At 66.0% G+C, this 17,014-nt stretch carries 14 protein-coding genes; 5 read left to right on the forward strand and 9 right to left on the reverse strand.

The annotated features are described in order from the left end of the window. The first annotated feature begins 6 nt into the window (after window positions 1–6). On the forward strand, window positions 7–1,479 hold the full coding sequence (gene mltF, locus O6P39_RS20890) for a membrane-bound lytic murein transglycosylase MltF (protein ID WP_275608335.1): 1,473 nt from the start codon (window positions 7–9) through the stop codon (window positions 1,477–1,479). Between the two features lie 76 nt (window positions 1,480–1,555). Here the strand turns inward: mltF and O6P39_RS20895 are convergent, their stop codons facing one another. The 5 genes from O6P39_RS20895 to guaB form a co-directional block, all read right to left on the reverse strand. Further along, a complete protein-coding gene (locus O6P39_RS20895; protein ID WP_275608336.1) occupies window positions 1,556–2,812 on the reverse strand; it encodes an amino acid permease in 1,257 nt (418 codons plus the stop codon). Window positions 2,813–3,182: 370 nt separating this feature from the next. Further along, window positions 3,183–3,713: a tRNA adenosine(34) deaminase TadA gene (tadA, locus tag O6P39_RS20900; protein ID WP_275611995.1), complete on the reverse strand. Its 531-nt coding sequence runs from the start codon at window positions 3,711–3,713 to the stop codon at window positions 3,183–3,185. After that, window positions 3,704–5,107 (reverse strand): multicopper oxidase family protein, encoded by a 1,404-nt coding sequence (locus O6P39_RS20905; protein WP_275608337.1) that lies wholly within the window; start codon window positions 5,105–5,107, stop codon window positions 3,704–3,706. Before O6P39_RS20905 ends, tadA begins: the two co-directional genes overlap by 10 nt. Window positions 5,108–5,346: 239 nt before the next feature. Continuing rightward, entirely contained in the window at window positions 5,347–6,924 is a 1,578-nt protein-coding gene (gene guaA, locus O6P39_RS20910; RefSeq protein WP_275608338.1) for a glutamine-hydrolyzing GMP synthase, read from the reverse strand. Window positions 6,925–7,005: 81 nt separating this feature from the next. Next, window positions 7,006–8,475: an IMP dehydrogenase gene (guaB, locus tag O6P39_RS20915; protein ID WP_275608339.1), complete on the reverse strand. Its 1,470-nt coding sequence runs from the start codon at window positions 8,473–8,475 to the stop codon at window positions 7,006–7,008. A 148-nt stretch (window positions 8,476–8,623) separates the two neighbouring features. On the opposite strand from guaB, the gene xseA reads away from it, so the two are divergent. From xseA to O6P39_RS20935, 4 genes are all read left to right on the forward strand, one after another. Next, complete coding sequence (gene xseA / locus O6P39_RS20920; protein ID WP_275608340.1) at window positions 8,624–10,003, forward strand: exodeoxyribonuclease VII large subunit; 1,380 nt, start codon at window positions 8,624–8,626, stop codon at window positions 10,001–10,003. A 6-nt stretch (window positions 10,004–10,009) separates the two neighbouring features. Continuing rightward, window positions 10,010–10,765 (forward strand): M15 family metallopeptidase, encoded by a 756-nt coding sequence (locus O6P39_RS20925; RefSeq protein WP_275608341.1) that lies wholly within the window; start codon window positions 10,010–10,012, stop codon window positions 10,763–10,765. Window positions 10,766–11,064: 299 nt separating this feature from the next. Next, complete coding sequence (locus O6P39_RS20930; RefSeq protein WP_275608342.1) at window positions 11,065–11,901, forward strand: M23 family metallopeptidase; 837 nt, start codon at window positions 11,065–11,067, stop codon at window positions 11,899–11,901. Next, window positions 11,901–12,290, forward strand: a complete 390-nt coding sequence (locus tag O6P39_RS20935) for a DUF2809 domain-containing protein (protein WP_275608343.1) — start codon at window positions 11,901–11,903, stop codon at window positions 12,288–12,290. Before O6P39_RS20930 ends, O6P39_RS20935 begins: the two co-directional genes overlap by 1 nt. Window positions 12,291–12,331: 41 nt before the next feature. Here the strand turns inward: O6P39_RS20935 and O6P39_RS20940 are convergent, their stop codons facing one another. From O6P39_RS20940 to O6P39_RS20955, 4 genes are all read right to left on the reverse strand, one after another. Beyond that, window positions 12,332–12,754 carry a DUF6491 family protein gene (locus O6P39_RS20940; RefSeq protein ID WP_275608344.1) on the reverse strand — a complete coding sequence of 141 codons (423 nt, stop codon included), beginning with the start codon at window positions 12,752–12,754 and terminating at the stop codon, window positions 12,332–12,334. A 103-nt stretch (window positions 12,755–12,857) separates the two neighbouring features. Next, complete coding sequence (locus O6P39_RS20945; protein ID WP_275608345.1) at window positions 12,858–13,355, reverse strand: copper chaperone PCu(A)C; 498 nt, start codon at window positions 13,353–13,355, stop codon at window positions 12,858–12,860. 133 nt (window positions 13,356–13,488) lie between these two features. Then, window positions 13,489–14,859: a PepSY domain-containing protein gene (locus O6P39_RS20950; protein ID WP_275608346.1), complete on the reverse strand. Its 1,371-nt coding sequence runs from the start codon at window positions 14,857–14,859 to the stop codon at window positions 13,489–13,491. Window positions 14,860–14,908: 49 nt separating this feature from the next. Beyond that, on the reverse strand, window positions 14,909–17,002 hold the full coding sequence (locus O6P39_RS20955) for a TonB-dependent copper receptor (RefSeq protein ID WP_275608347.1): 2,094 nt from the start codon (window positions 17,000–17,002) through the stop codon (window positions 14,909–14,911). Window positions 17,003–17,014: the final 12 nt, after the last annotated feature.

Below are 17,014 nucleotides of genomic sequence, written 5' to 3' on the forward strand. Positions count from 1 at the left end.
GCCTCGATGCTTGCCCTGACTGCGTCCCGCGTGCGTCGCACCGCCTGGTTCTTGGCGACCTGTATCTTTCTGCTGCTTTCCGGCTGTACCGAGGCGAAAGTCCCGACAGCCCTGGAGCGTGTGCAGAAGGACGGCGTCCTGCGCGTGATCACCCGCAACAGCCCCGCCACCTACTTCCAGGATCGCAACGGCGACACCGGCTTCGAATACGAGCTGGCCAAACGCTTTGCCGACAGCCTGGGGGTCTCGCTGCAGATCGAAACCGCCGACAACCTGGACGACCTCTATGGCCAGCTCGGCCGCGACGGCGGCCCCAACCTCGCCGCCGCGGGCCTGACGCCAGGAGGCGACCGCAGCTCGCAGGTACGCTACTCGCACTCCTACCTCGATGTAACGCCGCAAGTCGTCTACCGCAACGGCGAGCAGCGCCCTACCCGCCCCGAAGACCTCGAGGACAAGCGCATCGTCGTGCTCAAGGGCAGCAGCCATGCCGCCCAGTTGGCCGAGCTGAAGAAGCAGTTCCCCAAGATCACGTATCGCGAATCCGACGCCGACGAAATGGTCGACCTGCTGCGCATGGTGGATGTCGGCGAGATCGACCTCACCCTGGTCGACTCCAATGAACTGGCGATGAACCAGGTGTACTTCCCCAACGTCCGCGTCGCCTTCGACCTCGGCGACTCCCGCGGCCTGGCCTGGGCGCTGCCGGCCGGCGACGACAACAGCCTGCTGGAGAAGGTCAACGCCTTCCTCGACAAGGCCAAGCAGGACGGGCTGCTGCAGCGCCTGAAGGACCGCTACTACGGCCACGTCGACGTACTGGGTTATGTCGGCGCCTACACCTTCGCCCAGCACCTGCAGCAACGCCTGCCCAAGTACGAACCGCACTTCCGCCAGAGCGGCCAGAAGCTCGAAGCCGACTGGCGCCTGCTGGCCGCCATCGGCTACCAGGAATCCATGTGGCAGCCCGATGCCACCTCCAAGACCGGCGTGCGCGGCCTGATGATGCTGACCAACCGCACTGCGCAGGCGATGGGCGTGGCCAACCGCCTCGACGCCCGGCAGAGCATCCAGGGCGGCAGCAAGTATTACATCCAGATCAAGGACGAATTGCCCGAGAGCATCCAGGACCCGGACCGCACCTGGTTCGCCCTGGCCGCCTACAACATCGGCGGCGCCCACCTGGACGATGCGCGCAAGCTCGCCGAGCAGGAGGGCCTGAATCCGAACAAGTGGCTCGACGTGAAGAAGATGCTGCCGCGCCTGTCGCAGAAGCAGTGGTACCGCAAGACCCGCTACGGCTATGCGCGCGGCGGCGAAACGGTGCACTTCGTACAGAACGTGCGGCGCTACTACGACATCCTGACCTGGGTGACCCAGCCGCAGATGGAAGGTGGCCAGCTCGCCGAAAGCGGCCTGCACCTGCCGGGCGTGAACAAGACCAAGCCACAGGACAATACGCAGGACGAGAAGCTCTGAGCCCCCCCACGAAAGAGCATCCAGGCATGAAAAAGCCCGGCATCAGCCGGGCTTTTTCATGGCGCGATCGAGCGACTCACCAGCCCGAAGGCAACAGGTTCAGCGCACTGCAGATCGCATAGACGGCACTGGACAGGTAGATCAGCACGATCACCACCTGGATCGCCGGGTGGGCGATCCAGCCGCATTTCCAGGCCGGTTCGAAGTCACCGCTCCTGCGCGCCGAACGCAGCATCAGGATCGGCATGATCGACAGGATCACCCCGCTGAAGGCACCGGCGAAGTACAGCGCGTTGACGAAGCCCACCAGGCCGCTGTAGGCCAGCACGAACGGCGGCAACGCCACGATGGCCAGCACCAGCAGGCGGGTCTTCGGCTGGCTTTCCGGACCGAGCTTGTGGAACTTGTCGAAGATGTTGGTCAGGAAGCTGCCGCCCAGGCCCCAGTACGAAGTCAGCATGGCGCACAGGGCGAAGGTGTTGGCGGTGAAGAACGCCCACTGCCCCAGTGCCTGGCCCCAGGCCAGCGTTGCAACCTCGGACTGGTTCTCAAGGCCGGTCAGCGCAATCACCGACATCGGCACCACGCTCAGCAGGACGAAGGTGGTCAGCATCCCGGTGATCACCGCCCTGGGCAACTGCCTGGGCGCATGACTGAAGCCCCTTGCCATCTCCGGCACGATGTACTGGGCGGAGAAGCAGAACACCGCGATGTTGAACACCGGCACCATGTAGATCCAGTCACCTTCGAGCAGGCGGACGAACTCGGTGTTCTCGTTCAGCAGGGTGGCGGCCACCAGGATCAGGATCATGCTGACCATGCCGATGCTGATGAACTTCTCGCCCTTGCCGATGGCGCCCAGGCCCATGTAGAGCACGGCGGCGGCCGGGATGAAGAACAGCAGGCTGCCCAGCGCCGGGCTGATGCCGAAGAAGGCCGCGAGAATCTTGCCGCTGCCGCTCATGTAGGCGATCAGCGCACCGATACTGTTGACCGCCACCGAGAGGAAGATCGCCCAGGCGCCGAAGGAACCGACATAGCGCTGCGCCAGGCCGCTCAACTGGTTGTGGGTGCGAGTACGCAGCGCCGTCTCGGAGACGTAGAGCATCGAGATGGTGGTGAAGATGCCGGCGACCGCCAGCCACAGCAGCAACGGCATGAAGCCGGCCTTGCGACTGGCGTAGGCCATGGACAGCACGCCGGCGCCGATATTGGTGCCGACGATCATCGCCACGGCTTCGAGGAAGCTCAGACGCTTGACCTCTAGGCCCGACGAATCCACCGCTTCGCTGGCGGTGGGGTCCTGGAACGTGGGGTTCCCGGATTGGCTCATAACAAGTCCTCTACATGTTAATGACGAGCTCCGGGGCGACCAGCGTCGGCGTGCTGATGGCCTTCCAGGACAACGGCATTGCAGAACAGCGAGGAACAGGGGCGCCTCCGGGTCGTTCATGGGCAGCATGAATCGTTGGAGTGCCGCAGGCGTCCTGGCTTTTGTTCTTGGACTTGCGCGCCTGTCAGCGCCGCCGCGAGGGCGGACGTGCAAAATAACACACAGAAAACAGGAGTCCGGGAGGCGAGATACGACTTTAGGCGCAGAAAAGGCGCCTCAATAATTACAGCAAGTTACTGAAACATATGAAATTCAGTGAATGCACTCGATCAAGATCGCCCAGGACCGAGCGTTCACCCAATCGAACAACTCAACCGACTGGAGGCTTGTTCGCCCGGCGCGCCTTGAAGAAGGCGGAGAGCATGGCACTGCACTCCTCGGCCAGCACGCCGCCCTCCACCAGTACACGGTGGTTGAGGAAGTCCTGCTCGAAGAAGGCACCGCGGCTGACCACCACGCCCGACTTGGGCTCAGTGGTGCCGTACACCACGCGCTGGATGCGCGAATGGACGATCAGTCCGGCGCACATGCTGCACGGCTCAAGGGTGACGTACAGCGTGGCGCCCGGTAGGCGGTAGTTCTGCGCCGCGGCGGCGGCCTCGCGGATGGCGACCATTTCGGCATGGGCGCTGGGATCATGGGAGGTGATCGGCCGATTGAAGCCACGCCCGATCACTTGGCCATCCAGCACCAGCAGCGCGCCCACCGGCACCTCGCCCAGGGCCGCGCCCTGCTCGGCCAGCGCCAGGGCTTCGCGCATGAAGGGGATATCCTGGCTGCGATCGATGATCGGCCGCAGCCCCTTCACGGTCGGATGTCCCTTTCTGTTCGTCAGCCGCACCATGCCTCGCCCACCGCGATGGTTCCCATCAGACCGGTCTCCATGTGATCGATCACGTGGCAGTGGAACATCCACAGACCGGGGTTATCCGCCACCAGCGCCACGCGTGCCGTCTCATTCTTGCCCAGCAGGTAGGTGTCGGTGAAGTACGGGATGATGTCCCGGCGGTCGGAGTCCAGCACCTTGAAGGTCATACCGTGCAGGTGGATCGGGTGCTGGTACTGGGTCATGTTGCGCAGCACGAAGATGTAGCTGTTGCCTTCCTTGAGCTTGGCCAGGGGCGGCGCGTTGTGCTTGTGCTCCTCGCCACCCTGCCAGGCCACGCCGTTGATCTGCCACAGCGAAGGCGCCGACTGGCCCTTGGAGTAGTCGGAGATGGCACCGACCCACTCGAACTTGAAGTTGATGGTCTCGGCGTTCTTCAGGTCCGGCTCGGACACCGGGTTGTGCGGCAGCGCGGCAGGCCACTTGGCCGTGGGCGCCTTCGGGTTAGCCACGCCACGGATGGTTGCCAGGCGAACCGGCCCGTTGCGCAGCGACAGTTCGGCACCTTCGGCCGGACCACGGATACCCAGCTCCAGGCGCATGCCGGGGCCGATCCAGTACTGGTCCTTCGGACCCTTGCCGAAATCGCGCGGCTCCACCGGGTGGCCGTCGATGGCGTAGATCTTCGCCTCGGCGTCCGGCAGGTTGAGGCGATAGGTCACGGTGTTGTCGACGTTGAGCAGGCGCACCCGGACGATCTCGCCGGCCGGCAGCTCGATCACCGGCGTGCGTTCGCCGTTGATGGTCGACAGGCGCCCGCGGGTGCCTTCACGCGCGGCTTCGCGGGGCACGCTGAAGGGCGTGAAGTTGCCCTCCTCGTCCACGTGCCAGGTCTTCAGGCAGAGTGTCTTCTCGCTGCTGAACTCGGTGGGCTCGCGCTCGTCGATGATCAGCGGCCCGACCAGGCCACGGCCGAGCTGCTCGCTGCTCATCAGGTGCGGGTGGTACCAGTAGCTGCCGGCATCCGGCGTCTTGAACTGATAGATGAAGCTCTCGCCCGGCTGCACCGGCGGCTGCGAGATATAGGGCACGCCGTCCATCTCGATGGGCAGGCGAATGCCGTGCCAGTGGATGGTAGTGGGCTCGTCCAGCTTGTTGGTGAAGCGCACCCGCAGCCAGTCGCCCTGGCGCGCGCGAATTTCCGCGCCCGGCGCCTGGCCGCCATAGGCCAGGCCGGGGCTCTTGTGGCCGGGCACCAGCTCCAGGTCCAGCGGGGCAGCGATCAGCTCGTAATCATGCTCGGCGGCAATCTGCGGGCGGGCCAGCCAGATGCGCGCGCCACCGGCGCCCAGGCCGAGCACGGCCAGGCCGGCGAGACCGCCGAGTACTTGTCTACGGGTAAACGACATGGGTCCAGATCCTCGAACAAGGGACTCAAGGGACTTGCGACCCCATCGGCTTTCACGGAGGTTGGCGCGTTTGCGCCCGGCGCCAGGCTCTTGCGGCCGGCTGCACGGAGGTGACTGTGCACGAGGACGGCGGCGCCGCTCATGCGCCAGGTCAAGGACGGGCTCTCACCCGCCCCGCCTGCTGAAGAAGGCGGCGAGCATGCCGCCCTCTTCATTAAGGGGATGTTAAATCTCCCCGATCATTCCCACTCGATGGTTGCCGGCGGCTTGCTCGACACGTCGTAGGTGACGCGGGAGATGCCTTCGATCTCGTTGATGATGCGGTTCGAGACCTTCTCCAGCAGCTCGTACGGCAGGTGCGCCCAGCGCGCGGTCATGAAGTCGATGGTTTCCACGGCGCGCAGGGCCACGACCCAGGCGTAGCGACGACCATCGCCGACCACGCCGACGGATTTCACCGGCTGGAAGACCACAAAGGCCTGGCTGGTCTTGTGGTACCAGTCGAAGTTGCGCAGCTCTTCGATGAAGATGTGGTCCGCGCGACGCAGCAGGTCGGCGTATTCCTTCTTCACTTCGCCGAGGATGCGCACGCCCAGGCCCGGGCCCGGGAACGGGTGGCGGTAGACCATGTCATAGGGCAGGCCCAGCTCCAGGCCGATCTTGCGGACTTCGTCCTTGAACAGCTCGCGCAGCGGTTCGACCAGTTCGAACTGCATGTCTTCGGGCAGGCCGCCGACGTTGTGGTGCGACTTGATCACGTGGGCCTTGCCGGTCTTGGCGCCGGCCGACTCGATCACGTCGGGGTAGATGGTGCCCTGGGCGAGGAACTTCACGTCCTGCAGCTTGGTGGCTTCCTCGTCGAAGACCTCGATGAAGGTCTTGCCGATGATCTTGCGCTTCTGCTCCGGGTCGGAGACGCCAGCCAGGCGGCCGAGGAACAGCTCTTCGGCGTTGGCGCGGATCACTTTCACGCCCATGTTCTCGGCGAACATGGCCATCACCTGGTCACCTTCGTGCAGGCGCAGCAGGCCGTTGTCGACGAACACGCAGGTCAGCTGGTCGCCGATGGCCTTGTGCAACAGGGCCGCGACCACCGACGAGTCCACGCCGCCGGACAGGCCCAGCAGCACCTTGGACGAACCCACCTGGGCGCGAACGGTGGCGATGGCGTCGTTGACGATGTTGGACGGGGTCCACAGGGCTTCGCAGCCGCAGATGTCCAGCACGAAACGGGAGAGGATGCGGCCGCCCTGCTTGGTGTGGGTCACTTCCGGGTGGAACTGCACGCCGTAGTAGCCGCGGGCGTCGTCCGCCATGGCGGCGATCGGGCAGCTCGGGGTGCTGGCGAGGATGTGGAAGCCTTCCGGGATCTCGGTGACCTTGTCGCCGTGGCTCATCCACACGTCGAGGCCGAACACGCCGTCTTCATCGACGTGGTCTTCGATGCCGTCCAGCAGGCGGGCCTTGCCGACCACATCGACGCGGGCATAACCGAACTCGCGCAGGTCCGAACCCAGCACCTTGCCACCCATCTGCTCGGCCATGGTCTGCATGCCGTAGCAGATGCCGAACAGCGGTACCTTGAGGTCGAACACGGCCTGCGGCGCGCGCGGGCTGTTGGCTTCATGCACCGACTCCGGGCCACCGGCCAGGATGATGCCGCGCGGGGCGAAGGCACGCACCTCGTCGTCGCTCATGTCGAACGGGTGGATCTCGCAGTACACGCCGATCTCGCGAACGCGGCGGGCGATCAGCTGAGTGTACTGGGAGCCGAAGTCGAGGATCAGGATCCGGTGAGCGTGAATGTCTTGGGACATGGCCATCTCTCGTAGCGAAATTCTTAAACGACACGGGGCTGTATCAACCAGCCCCGTGTCCGACTCATTAACCTGAAACCCTTAACCTACGCGGTAGTTCGGGGCTTCCTTGGTGATCTGTACGTCATGCACATGGGACTCGGCCATGCCGGCGCCGGTGATGCGCACGAACTGCGGCTTGGTGCGCATGTCCTGGATGTTGGCGCTGCCGGTGTAGCCCATGGCGGCGCGCAGGCCACCCATCAGCTGGTGGACGATGGCGGTCAGCTGGCCCTTGTACGGCACGCGGCCTTCGATGCCTTCCGGAACCAGCTTCTCGGCGCCGGCGGAGGCGTCCTGGAAGTAGCGGTCGGAGGAACCGGTGGAGCCGGCCATGGCGCCCAGGGAGCCCATGCCACGGTAGGACTTGTAGGAACGGCCCTGGAACAGCTCGATCTCGCCCGGCGCTTCTTCGGTACCAGCGAACATCGAACCCATCATCACGCAGTAGGCGCCAGCCACCATGGCCTTGGCCAGGTCGCCGGAGAAGCGGATGCCGCCGTCAGCGATCAGCGGAACGCCGGTGCCTTCGAGGGCTGCGGCGACGTTGGCGATGGCGGAAATCTGCGGCACACCGACGCCAGCGACGATACGGGTGGTGCAGATGGAGCCCGGGCCGATACCGACCTTGACGGCGTCGGCGCCGGCGTCAGCCAGTGCCTTGGCGGCTTCGCCGGTGGCGATGTTGCCGCCGATGACCTGTACGTGCGGGAAGGTTTCCTTCACCCAGCGAACGCGGTCGATCACGCCCTTGGAGTGGCCGTGGGCGGTGTCGACGACGACGACGTCAACGCCGGCGGCGACCAGTGCGGCAACGCGCTCGCCGGTGTCGGCGCCGGTGCCGACGGCTGCGCCGACGCGCAGGCGGCCTTCGTCGTCCTTGGAGGCCAGCGGGTAGGTCTTGGCCTTCTCGATGTCACGGAAGGTCACGAGGCCCGTCAGGCGGAACTTCTCGTCGACGATCAGCATCTTCTCGATGCGGTTCTCGTAGAGAGCGGCCTTGATCTCTTCCAGGGCGGTGCCTTCGCGGGCGGTGACCAGCTTGTCCTTCGGGGTCATGATCGCGGAAACGCTGTCGCCGACGTTCGGCTTCACGCGCAGGTCGCGACCGGTGACGATGCCGACCAGTTCGCCCTCTTCCACCACCGGGAAGCCGGAGAAGCCGTATTCACGGGCAATCTGCAGCAGCTCGATGATCTTGGTCGACGGGGTTACGGTGATCGGGTCGCGGACGATCGCGGTCTCGTGCTTCTTGACCTTGCGAACCTCGGCGGCCTGCTGCTCGATGCCCATGTTCTTGTGGATGATGCCGATGCCGCCTTCCTGCGCCATGGCGATCGCCAGGCGGGATTCGGTCACGGTATCCATCGCGGCGGACACCAGCGGGATGTTCAGTTCGATGCCACGGGTCAGTCGGGTTTTCAGGCTCACGTCCTTGGGTAGGACTTCCGAATAACCGGGAATCAGGAGGACGTCGTCGAAAGTGAGGGCTTCTTGGCTGATGCGCAGCATGGCGGGGGCTCCCGATCGGGAAAAATGGAAGCGCGGCATTATATCCCAGCTGGGGCGTGCGGCTCAACGTAACCAGACGATCTGAATAAAGCTCTTCTGAACCTTGCGCGCTGGCCCCTGTCCGCGGGCGCGCTTATCATCCTTCGCCATGCAGAATGATCCCTTCCAACGGCTGGGCCTCGACCGCGAGGTTCTGACCGTCAGCCAGCTCAACCAGCGCGCCCGCCACCTGCTGGAGGACGTGTTCCCGCAGGTCTGGGTCGAGGGCGAGATTTCCAACCTCGCCCGCCCCGCGTCCGGCCACATGTATTTCACCTTGAAGGACAGCAACGCCCAGGTGCGCTGCGCGCTGTTCCGGCAGAACGCCCTGCGCGTGCGCCAGGCCCTGCGCGACGGCCTGGCCGTGCGGGTGCGCGGCAAGGTCTCGCTGTTCGAGGGGCGTGGCGACTACCAGTTGATCGCCGATGCGGTCGAGCCGGCCGGTGACGGCGCCCTGCGCCTGGCCTTCGAGGCGCTGAAGGAGAAACTCGCCGCCGAGGGCCTGTTCGCCGCCGAGCGCAAGCGTGAGCTGCCGGCACATCCACGGCGCATCGGTATCGTCAGCTCGCCCACCGGCGCGGTGATTCGCGACATCATCAGCGTGTTCCGCCGCCGCGCACCACAGGTCGAGCTGACCCTGATCCCCACCGCCGTGCAGGGCCGCGAGGCCATCGGGCAGATCGTCCGCGCGCTGAAGCTGGCCGACGCCCAGGGCTTCGACGCGCTGATCCTGGCCCGTGGAGGCGGCTCGCTGGAGGACCTCTGGTGCTTCAACGAGGAACCGGTGGCCCGTGCCATCGCCGCCTGCGTGACGCCCATTGTCAGCGCCGTGGGCCATGAGACCGACGTCTCCATCAGCGATTTCGTCGCCGACGTGCGCGCGCCGACGCCTTCGGCCGGCGCCGAACTGCTGGCGCCCCACAGCGGCGACCTGCAACAGCGCCTGGACGGCCTGCGCCGCCGGCTGATCCTGCGCATCCAGGACCGCCTGACCCGCGAGCGCCTGCGCCTGGAAGGCACCGCCCGGCGCCTGCGCCACCCCGGCGAACGCCTGCGCCAGCAGGCCCAGCGCCTGGACGACCTGGACATGCGCCTGCGCCGCGCCTTCGAGCGCCAGCTGCACATCCGCCAGGAGCGCGTCGCGCGCCTGGATACCCGTCTTGCCGCCCAGCACCCCGGCCGTAACCTCGCCCTGCTGCGCCAGCGCCTGGAGAACCTCAGCGCCCGTCTGCCGCGCGCCACCCATGCCATCCTGCGCGAACAACGCCAACGCCTGGACAGCCTGATGCAGACGCTGCACATCGTCAGCCCGCTGGCGACCCTCGGGCGCGGCTACAGCATCCTGCTGGACGATCGTGGCCAGGCGATCCGCAGCGCTGCGCAGACCAAGAACGGCCAACGCCTGAAAGCCCGTCTGGCGGAAGGCGAACTGGAGGTGCGGGTGGAGGACAACCACCAGGCACCCGTCACCCTGTCGCTGCTGGACTGATCAACCATGACCGACCTGCTCGCACCGATTCTGCCGCAGCCCGAACCGGACTGGGCCGAGGCCTTCCGCATGCCCATCGTCGAATGCGGCCAGCCACTGCAGGCGCTGAGCATCGCTACCGGGTTCGCGGTGTGGCCGGCCTATCACCGCCTGGGCGTCCCCAATGCACAACCGGAGTGCTACGCCCGCAGCGAAGTGTTCGAGCGCCTGTTGCAGGCCGCCAGTCTGCTGCCGGACGGTCTGCGCCTGGTGATCCTCGATGCCTGGCGGCCGTTCGCGGTGCAGCAGCATCTGTACGACACGCTCTATGACATCCTCCGCCAGCACGAACCGGACGCCGATCCGGCCGAGCTGACCCGCCGTACCCGAGAGTTCGTCGCCCCGCCCAGCACCCGTGCAGAATCACCCAGCCCGCACCTCACCGGCGGCGCCATAGACCTCACCCTGTGCGACCGAGATGGCCGCTGGCTGGACATGGGCAGCCTGTTCGACGAGGCCACACCACGCTCCTATACCCGTCATTACGAAGAGATCACCGCGCCGGACGAGCAACAGCGGCAGATCCGCGACAACCGCCGAATCCTGTTCAACGCCATGAGCGCAGCGGGCTTCAGCAACCTGTCCAGCGAGTGGTGGCATTACGATTACGGCGACCAGTTGTGGGCGGCGCACCTGGGCAAGCCCCACGCTATCTATGGCCCGGCGCAGGTGCTGCCGCTGGAGCAGCTGTGGCGCCAGCAACTGGAAGGCCTGCGCCGGTAGCTTTTCGCTCCTACAAGATCAAGGGCCCCTCACCCTAACCCTCTCCCGCAAGCGGGAGAGGGGACTGTTCGGTGCAGGATGAAACCGTAGTGTCAGCCGGCACGGACGGCTCCCTCTCCCTGAGGGAGAGGGCTGGGGTGAGGGGGAAGCGCAGGCAGGGATTAACCCGGTAGAAGACAGTTGCTCCTACGAAGAGCCGCCGTGCCACGACGTTCCGCTTTCGACGAAATCGCCCCGCCCGCTGAACAGGCCCGTGTAGACTGCCCGCTTCATCCGCCGACACGTCCACGGATCGCAAAATGTTCCGACCCTTCTGCCTGTTCATCGCCACCCTTCTCGCCCTGCCCGCCCACGCCGAAGGCTTCATCAGCCGCACCCTGAACAAGCCGGTGCCCGGCGGCGTCGCCGTGGTGCAACTGGGCCAGGACGCCGCCGTGCCCACCGCCACCTACCAGGGCAAACCGGTGCTGGTGGTAAAGGAGGAAGGCCGTGACTGGATCGCCATCGTCGGCATTCCGCTGACCACCAAGGCCGGCAGCCAGCAGATCGTCGTCAAGCAGGCCGGCGCCAGCCGCAACCTCGGCTTCAGCGTCGAGAGCAAGCACTATAAAGAGCAGCACATCACCCTGAAGAACACTCGCCAGGTGAACCCGCTGCCGGAGGACCTCAAACGCATCAACCGCGAACTGGCCGAGCAGACCGCCGCCTACCGCAGCTTCAGCCCCGGCACGCCGAGCAACCTGGTGCTGGACAAGCCGGTCAACGGCCCGCTCTCCAGCCCCTTCGGCCTGCGCCGTTTCTTCAACGGCGAGGAGCGCAACCCGCACTCGGGCCTGGACTTCGCCGTGCCCGCCGGTACCCCGATCAAGACGCCGGCCGCCGGCAAGGTGATCCTGATCGGCAACTACTTCTTCAACGGCAACACCGTGTTCGTCGACCACGGCCAGGGCTTCATCAGCATGTTCTGCCACATGTCGAAGATCGACGTGAAACTCGGCGACCAGCTCCCGCGCGGCGGCGTGGTCGGCCGCGTCGGCGCCACCGGCCGGGCCACCGGGCCGCACATGCACTGGAACGTCAGCCTGAACGACGCCCGCGTCGACCCGGCGATCTTCATTGGCGCATTCAAGCCCTGATGCGTTTGCGCTTCCATCTGCCCAGCGCGCTCTTCGCGCTGCTCTGGTTCGCCGTGCTGGTCTGGCTGGCCACGGCCGGTGCTCATCTCGGCTGGCTGCGCGGCTTCGGCGGCGACGTGCTGGCGGTTATCTGGCTGTACTGCCTGCTGCGCGCCGCGCTGGACACGCCCGCACACTGGCTGGCCAGCGCGGCGCTTACCTGTGGGTTGCTGATCGAGTTCGGCCAGTTTCTGGCGGCGACGCTGCACTGGCAGATCGGCAATCGCGCGCTGCGTATCGTGCTGGGCGCAACGCCGGACTGGCTGGATGTGCTGGCCTACTGCATCGGCTTCGTCCTGATCCTCGCGGTGCGCCGGACGCGCCTGACCGTCAAGCCAGCGGGGAACTGAAGAACAGCGCCGTCACGCCTTGAGGAACGCCCAGAGGCGAATCAATAGCCGCCCTCGTGCTGCGGCTTCCTGGGCACACGCTCCAGTTCGTAGAGCTGGCCGATCTGGCAAGGCTCGGGGATGCCCGCCGAGTCGACCGAGATGATGCGGTCGAGCGTCGTGACCGACCCCACCGTGTTGCTGATATTCAACCGATTGCTGAACGCCAGGTTGTTGCACCGCGCGGAAAAGACCACCAGGTAACGCCGCCCCGGCGATTGGCCAAGGATGATGTGGCCCTTGTCGAGGTATTCCCAGTCCGCGGTATCCCATACCGGGATCGACTTCACCGCCTCGCCCTGGCGCAGGCCGAGTTTGTCCAGGTGCCGGTCCAGCGGGAGTTCGTCATCATGCAGGCCGGACTGGCTGCAGGCGCTCAGCAGTGAAATAGCCGCCAGCAGGACGGCACCGTGTACGCTGCGCATACTGCACCTCCCGGCCACGGGCGGTGGCCATTGGCCGGATCACCTGGGATCCGGCCCCATTTTCCCACCAAGCCGCCACCGCGGTGCGTAGCCGGCCGGGCGGTCAGTCCATCTTCATGCCGTGCATGTCGTGGCCCATGTCGGTGCCGCCGGTTTCTTTGGGAGCTTCCTTCTGCACGGCGACCTCGACCTTCACGTCGCCGGCCTGCTGGAAGTGCAGGGTCAGCGGGAAGCGCTCGCCATCGGCCAGCGGCTTCTTCAGGCCGAACAGCATCAGGTGGTACTGGCCGGGTGCGAAGACCAGCTTGCCGCCAGCGGGGACGTCCACGCCCTCGACCTTCTGCATCTTCATCATGCCGTCCTTCTCCACGTGCTGGTGGATCTCGGCGCTGGCGGCGCGCTCGGTGTCGGCGCCGAGCAGGCGGTCGGCTTCCTTGCCGTGGTTTTCCACGACGAAGTAGGCGGCGCCGTTCACCGAATTGGCCGGCAGCAGCAGCGACCATGGGTGGTCGATGTGCAGGTTGCCGGCCTCGTATTCGTGGGCCATGGCGGCGCCGGAGAAGCCCAGCAGGACAGCGAAAGCGAGCAGGGTTTTACGCATGTTCGAGACTCCAGTTGTGCTTGTGATCAGATCCGCCACTGCGGCGGGGGAAACATCGAGCCGCAGGCGCAACGATCGCGCCGCAGCATAGCCTGCCTCTTGGCAGGCGTCAGGGTGGAAAACCGCTTCACCCTCAACCCAGTGCCGGGCTGCGCGGTTTGAAGCGCGACAGCACGGCCCAATCCAGCGCCCATACCAGCAGCAGCGAGGCTCCCACCAGCGGGAAGGCGACGCCGAGGATGAGCATGATCACCACGCCGCCCTTCCACACCGGCAGCGCGTGGGGCATCGGTGGCACGCCGAGGCGGCCCTGAGGGCGACGCTTCCACCAGATCCACAGGCCGCTGACGGCGCTGAGCAGGATCATCAGGCAGACGCCGAGCATGAGCAGCTGGTTGAACAGGCCGAACATCTTGCCTTCGTGCAGCATCACGCCGGATTCGACGCCCTTGGCCACCAGCCCGTAGTCCTTCCAGCGCACGTCGGCGAGAACCTTGCCGGTGTACTGGTCGATATGCAGGGTGGCGTCGTTGCGCGAGTCGTCGGCGAACACCGAAACGGTGAACACGCCTTCCGCCCCCTTGGGCAACGCGATGGCATAGCCCGGTGTCACGCCGGCCTGGTCGGCGCTATCGACCACCTGCTGCAAACTGATCTGCGGCATGGCCATGCCGCCGGAGCCGTGGGCCATGTGCTCGGCGTGGGCGCCACCGGACATCGGCATCGGCGTGTTTTCCATGGCCCAGGGGATGGTCTGGCGGTGCGCCTCGTTGAGCGTGCGCGCCTCCAGGTCCGACTTGGGCACCTCGTTCCACATGGCCGCCGGGAAGCGATTCCAAACGTCGGCGAAGGATTTGCCCCAGAAGCCGGTCCAGGTCATGCCGGTGAGCAGCATGAACAGCATCAGCAGCGAGCCCCAGAAACCGACCACCACGTGGACTTCCCGCCACAGCGCGCGACCACGACGCGACAGGTCCGGCCAGAGCAGCACGCGCAGCGAACGCTTGCGCGGCCACCACAGGTACAGGCCAGACACCACCAGCACGATGCCCCAGCCGGCGGCCAGCTCGATCAGCCGGTCACCCACGGTGCCGATCATCAGCTCGCCGTGCAGCGCGCGGGCCATGGCCTGCAGGTTGGATTTGGCATCCTGCAGGCCGAGCAGCTTGCCGCTATAAGGATCAACGAAGGCGTTCACCTCGCGCCCGTCGAGCTGGGCAACGAACTGCGCGCTGCGATCGGCCGCCGGTGCCGGCAGGTACTGACTGACCTGCAGCTGCGGGTTCTGGTGATGCAGGTGCATCAGTTGCTCGTCGGCGGACAGCCGCACTTCGCCCGGTTTCACCTGCAGCAGGTCGCTGTACATCAGCGGGTCGAGCTGCGGCTTGAACAGGTAGATGATCCCGGTGATCGACAGCAGGATCATGAAGGGCGCGACGAACAGCCCAGCGTAGAAGTGCCAGCGCCAGGCCAGGTTGTAGAAATCGAATGGTTTCTTCTGCATTCGTAATGTCCCCACGCAAGGAGGCCCCGACTGGCGGGGCCAGTCAGGTTCAGAAGGAGAAGTCCACTTTGGTCCAGAGAGTGCGCCCCGGTTCGTGGATCGATTCGGGGTTGTCCGCCGGGTAGCCAAAGCCGGCGTTGCCCGCCAGGTTCAGGTGCTCGGCGTAGTCCTTGTCGAACAGGTTGTCGACGCCGGCGCTGACCTTGAAGTGCTGGCTCAGCTTGTAGGCGCCGTTGAGCGAGAACACCGCGAAGCCCGGGCTTTCGTCGAAGTCGTAACCAACGACGTTACCCTGGCCCTCGGCGACCCGGCCCTGGCGCGCCACCACCCGCCAGAGACCGCCGGCGCTCCAGGCGTCCCGCTCGTAGCTCAGGCCGAAGCGCGCTTCCAGAGGCGGCATCTGCGGCAGGGCGCGGTCGTCGGTGGTGTTCTTGCCCCAGGCGTAGGCCAGGGTCGCGTCCGTCGTCCAGTTCGTGGTGAGTGCATAGGCCGCGCCCAGTTCGCCGCCCATGATGCGCGCATCGACGTTCCGCGCCTGGGAGGTGGTGCCCATCATGCCGTCGCTGTACTCGAACAGGATGTAGTCGCGGATCACGCCGACATAGCCGGAGGCCCAGGCCTTGAGCTTCTCGTCCTCGTACTGGGCGCCAAAGTCCAGCTGGGTGGTCTTCTCCGGCTTGATGCTGTCGAAGGCGTTGACCGAGCCGGCCGGGCCGCTATCAGGGGAGAACAGCTCCCAGTAGTCGGGGAAGCGCTGCACATGGCCAAGGCCGGCGTACAGGGTGGTCGGCGTATCGGCCAGGTCGTGCTCGTAGCGTACGAAGCCGCTGGGCAGGGTATCGGCGCGAGTATCGTCGGCGGTGGGATTGGAATGGGTCATGTGCCCCGATCCCGTGGTCTGCCGGTAGTCCTTGGCCGAGGCGCGGTCCAGGCGCGCGCCGCTGATCACCCGGTCGCGCTCGGCGGCGTACCAGGTCAGCTCGCCGAAAGCGCCGTAGTTGTGGAAGACCGCGTCCTTGTTCCACGGCTGGTCATCGTAGGTATTGATGCCCATGCCCATTCGTTCGCGGTGCTCGTTGGTCTGCGCATCGACACCGGAAACCAGCTTGAAGTCGTCCCAGCGCCAGGTGGCGGCCAGGCGCCCGCCGAGGGTGCGGCGGTCGACGTTGGAGGCCATGGGGCCCGCCATCATCCCTGTACCCGAGGGCGTGCGCAGGCTGTAGTTGTCCATCACGTGGTCGGCGTAGTTGTAGTAGACCTGCGCCTCCAGCTTGTCGAGCACCTCGCCGAGATTGGACTTCTCAAAGCGCAGGCCGAGGCTTTCGCGCTTGAACTGCGAGCCATCCATTCCGCGTCCGGCGTAGCGGGCCTCGCCGTCGCCCTTGCCGGCGGTGAGTTCGACCAGGGTGTCGGCATCCGGCGTCCAGCCCACGGCCACGTCGCCGTTCCACTTGTTCCAGCGTGAGGGCACGGTGTCGCCGGCGCCGTCCTCGTAATCATCGGACTGCGATTTGTTACCGGTGAAGCGCAGGTAGCCTTCCGGCCCGCCGGCGGCGGCATCCAGAACACGGTCGGAGCGGCCGTTGGAACCGGCCACCAGGCTACCATTGATCCGCGATCCCAGCTCGCCGAAGCGCTCCGGCTCGCGGTCGAAGCGGATGGTGCCGGCCGATGCGCCCGGACCCCAGATAACGGTTTCCGGGCCCTTGACCACGGTGAGCTTGTCGTAGGTTTCCGGCGAGATATAGGAGGTCGGCGCGTCCATCCGCGCCGGGCAGGCGCCGAGCATGGTGGTGCCGTTGGTGAGGATGTTCAGGCGCGAGCCGAACATGCCGCGCAGCACCGGGTCGCCATTGGTGCCGCCGTTGCGGATGGCGGAGAAGCCGGGAATGGTCTTGAGGTAGTCGGCGCCATCGCTGGCCGGAATCGGCTGGCGCGGCTGCTTCGGGTCGGTGACGACGGTAAGCGGCGAGCTCTGCGCCACGGCAGTGATGACGCTGGGCTCCAGTTCCACGGCGTGGACGGCGTGGTCATCGTTCTCGGCCAGGGCCGGGACAGCAGTGAAACCGCCAAGGGCGGTCAGCGCGCACAGGGCGCGCAAGCCGACGGCACGTGGCCGACGGCGCATTGGCATGCGGGACATTGCATCTATTCC

The organism is Pseudomonas sp. PSE14, assembly GCF_029203285.1.
Taxonomy (GTDB): domain Bacteria; phylum Pseudomonadota; class Gammaproteobacteria; order Pseudomonadales; family Pseudomonadaceae; genus Pseudomonas.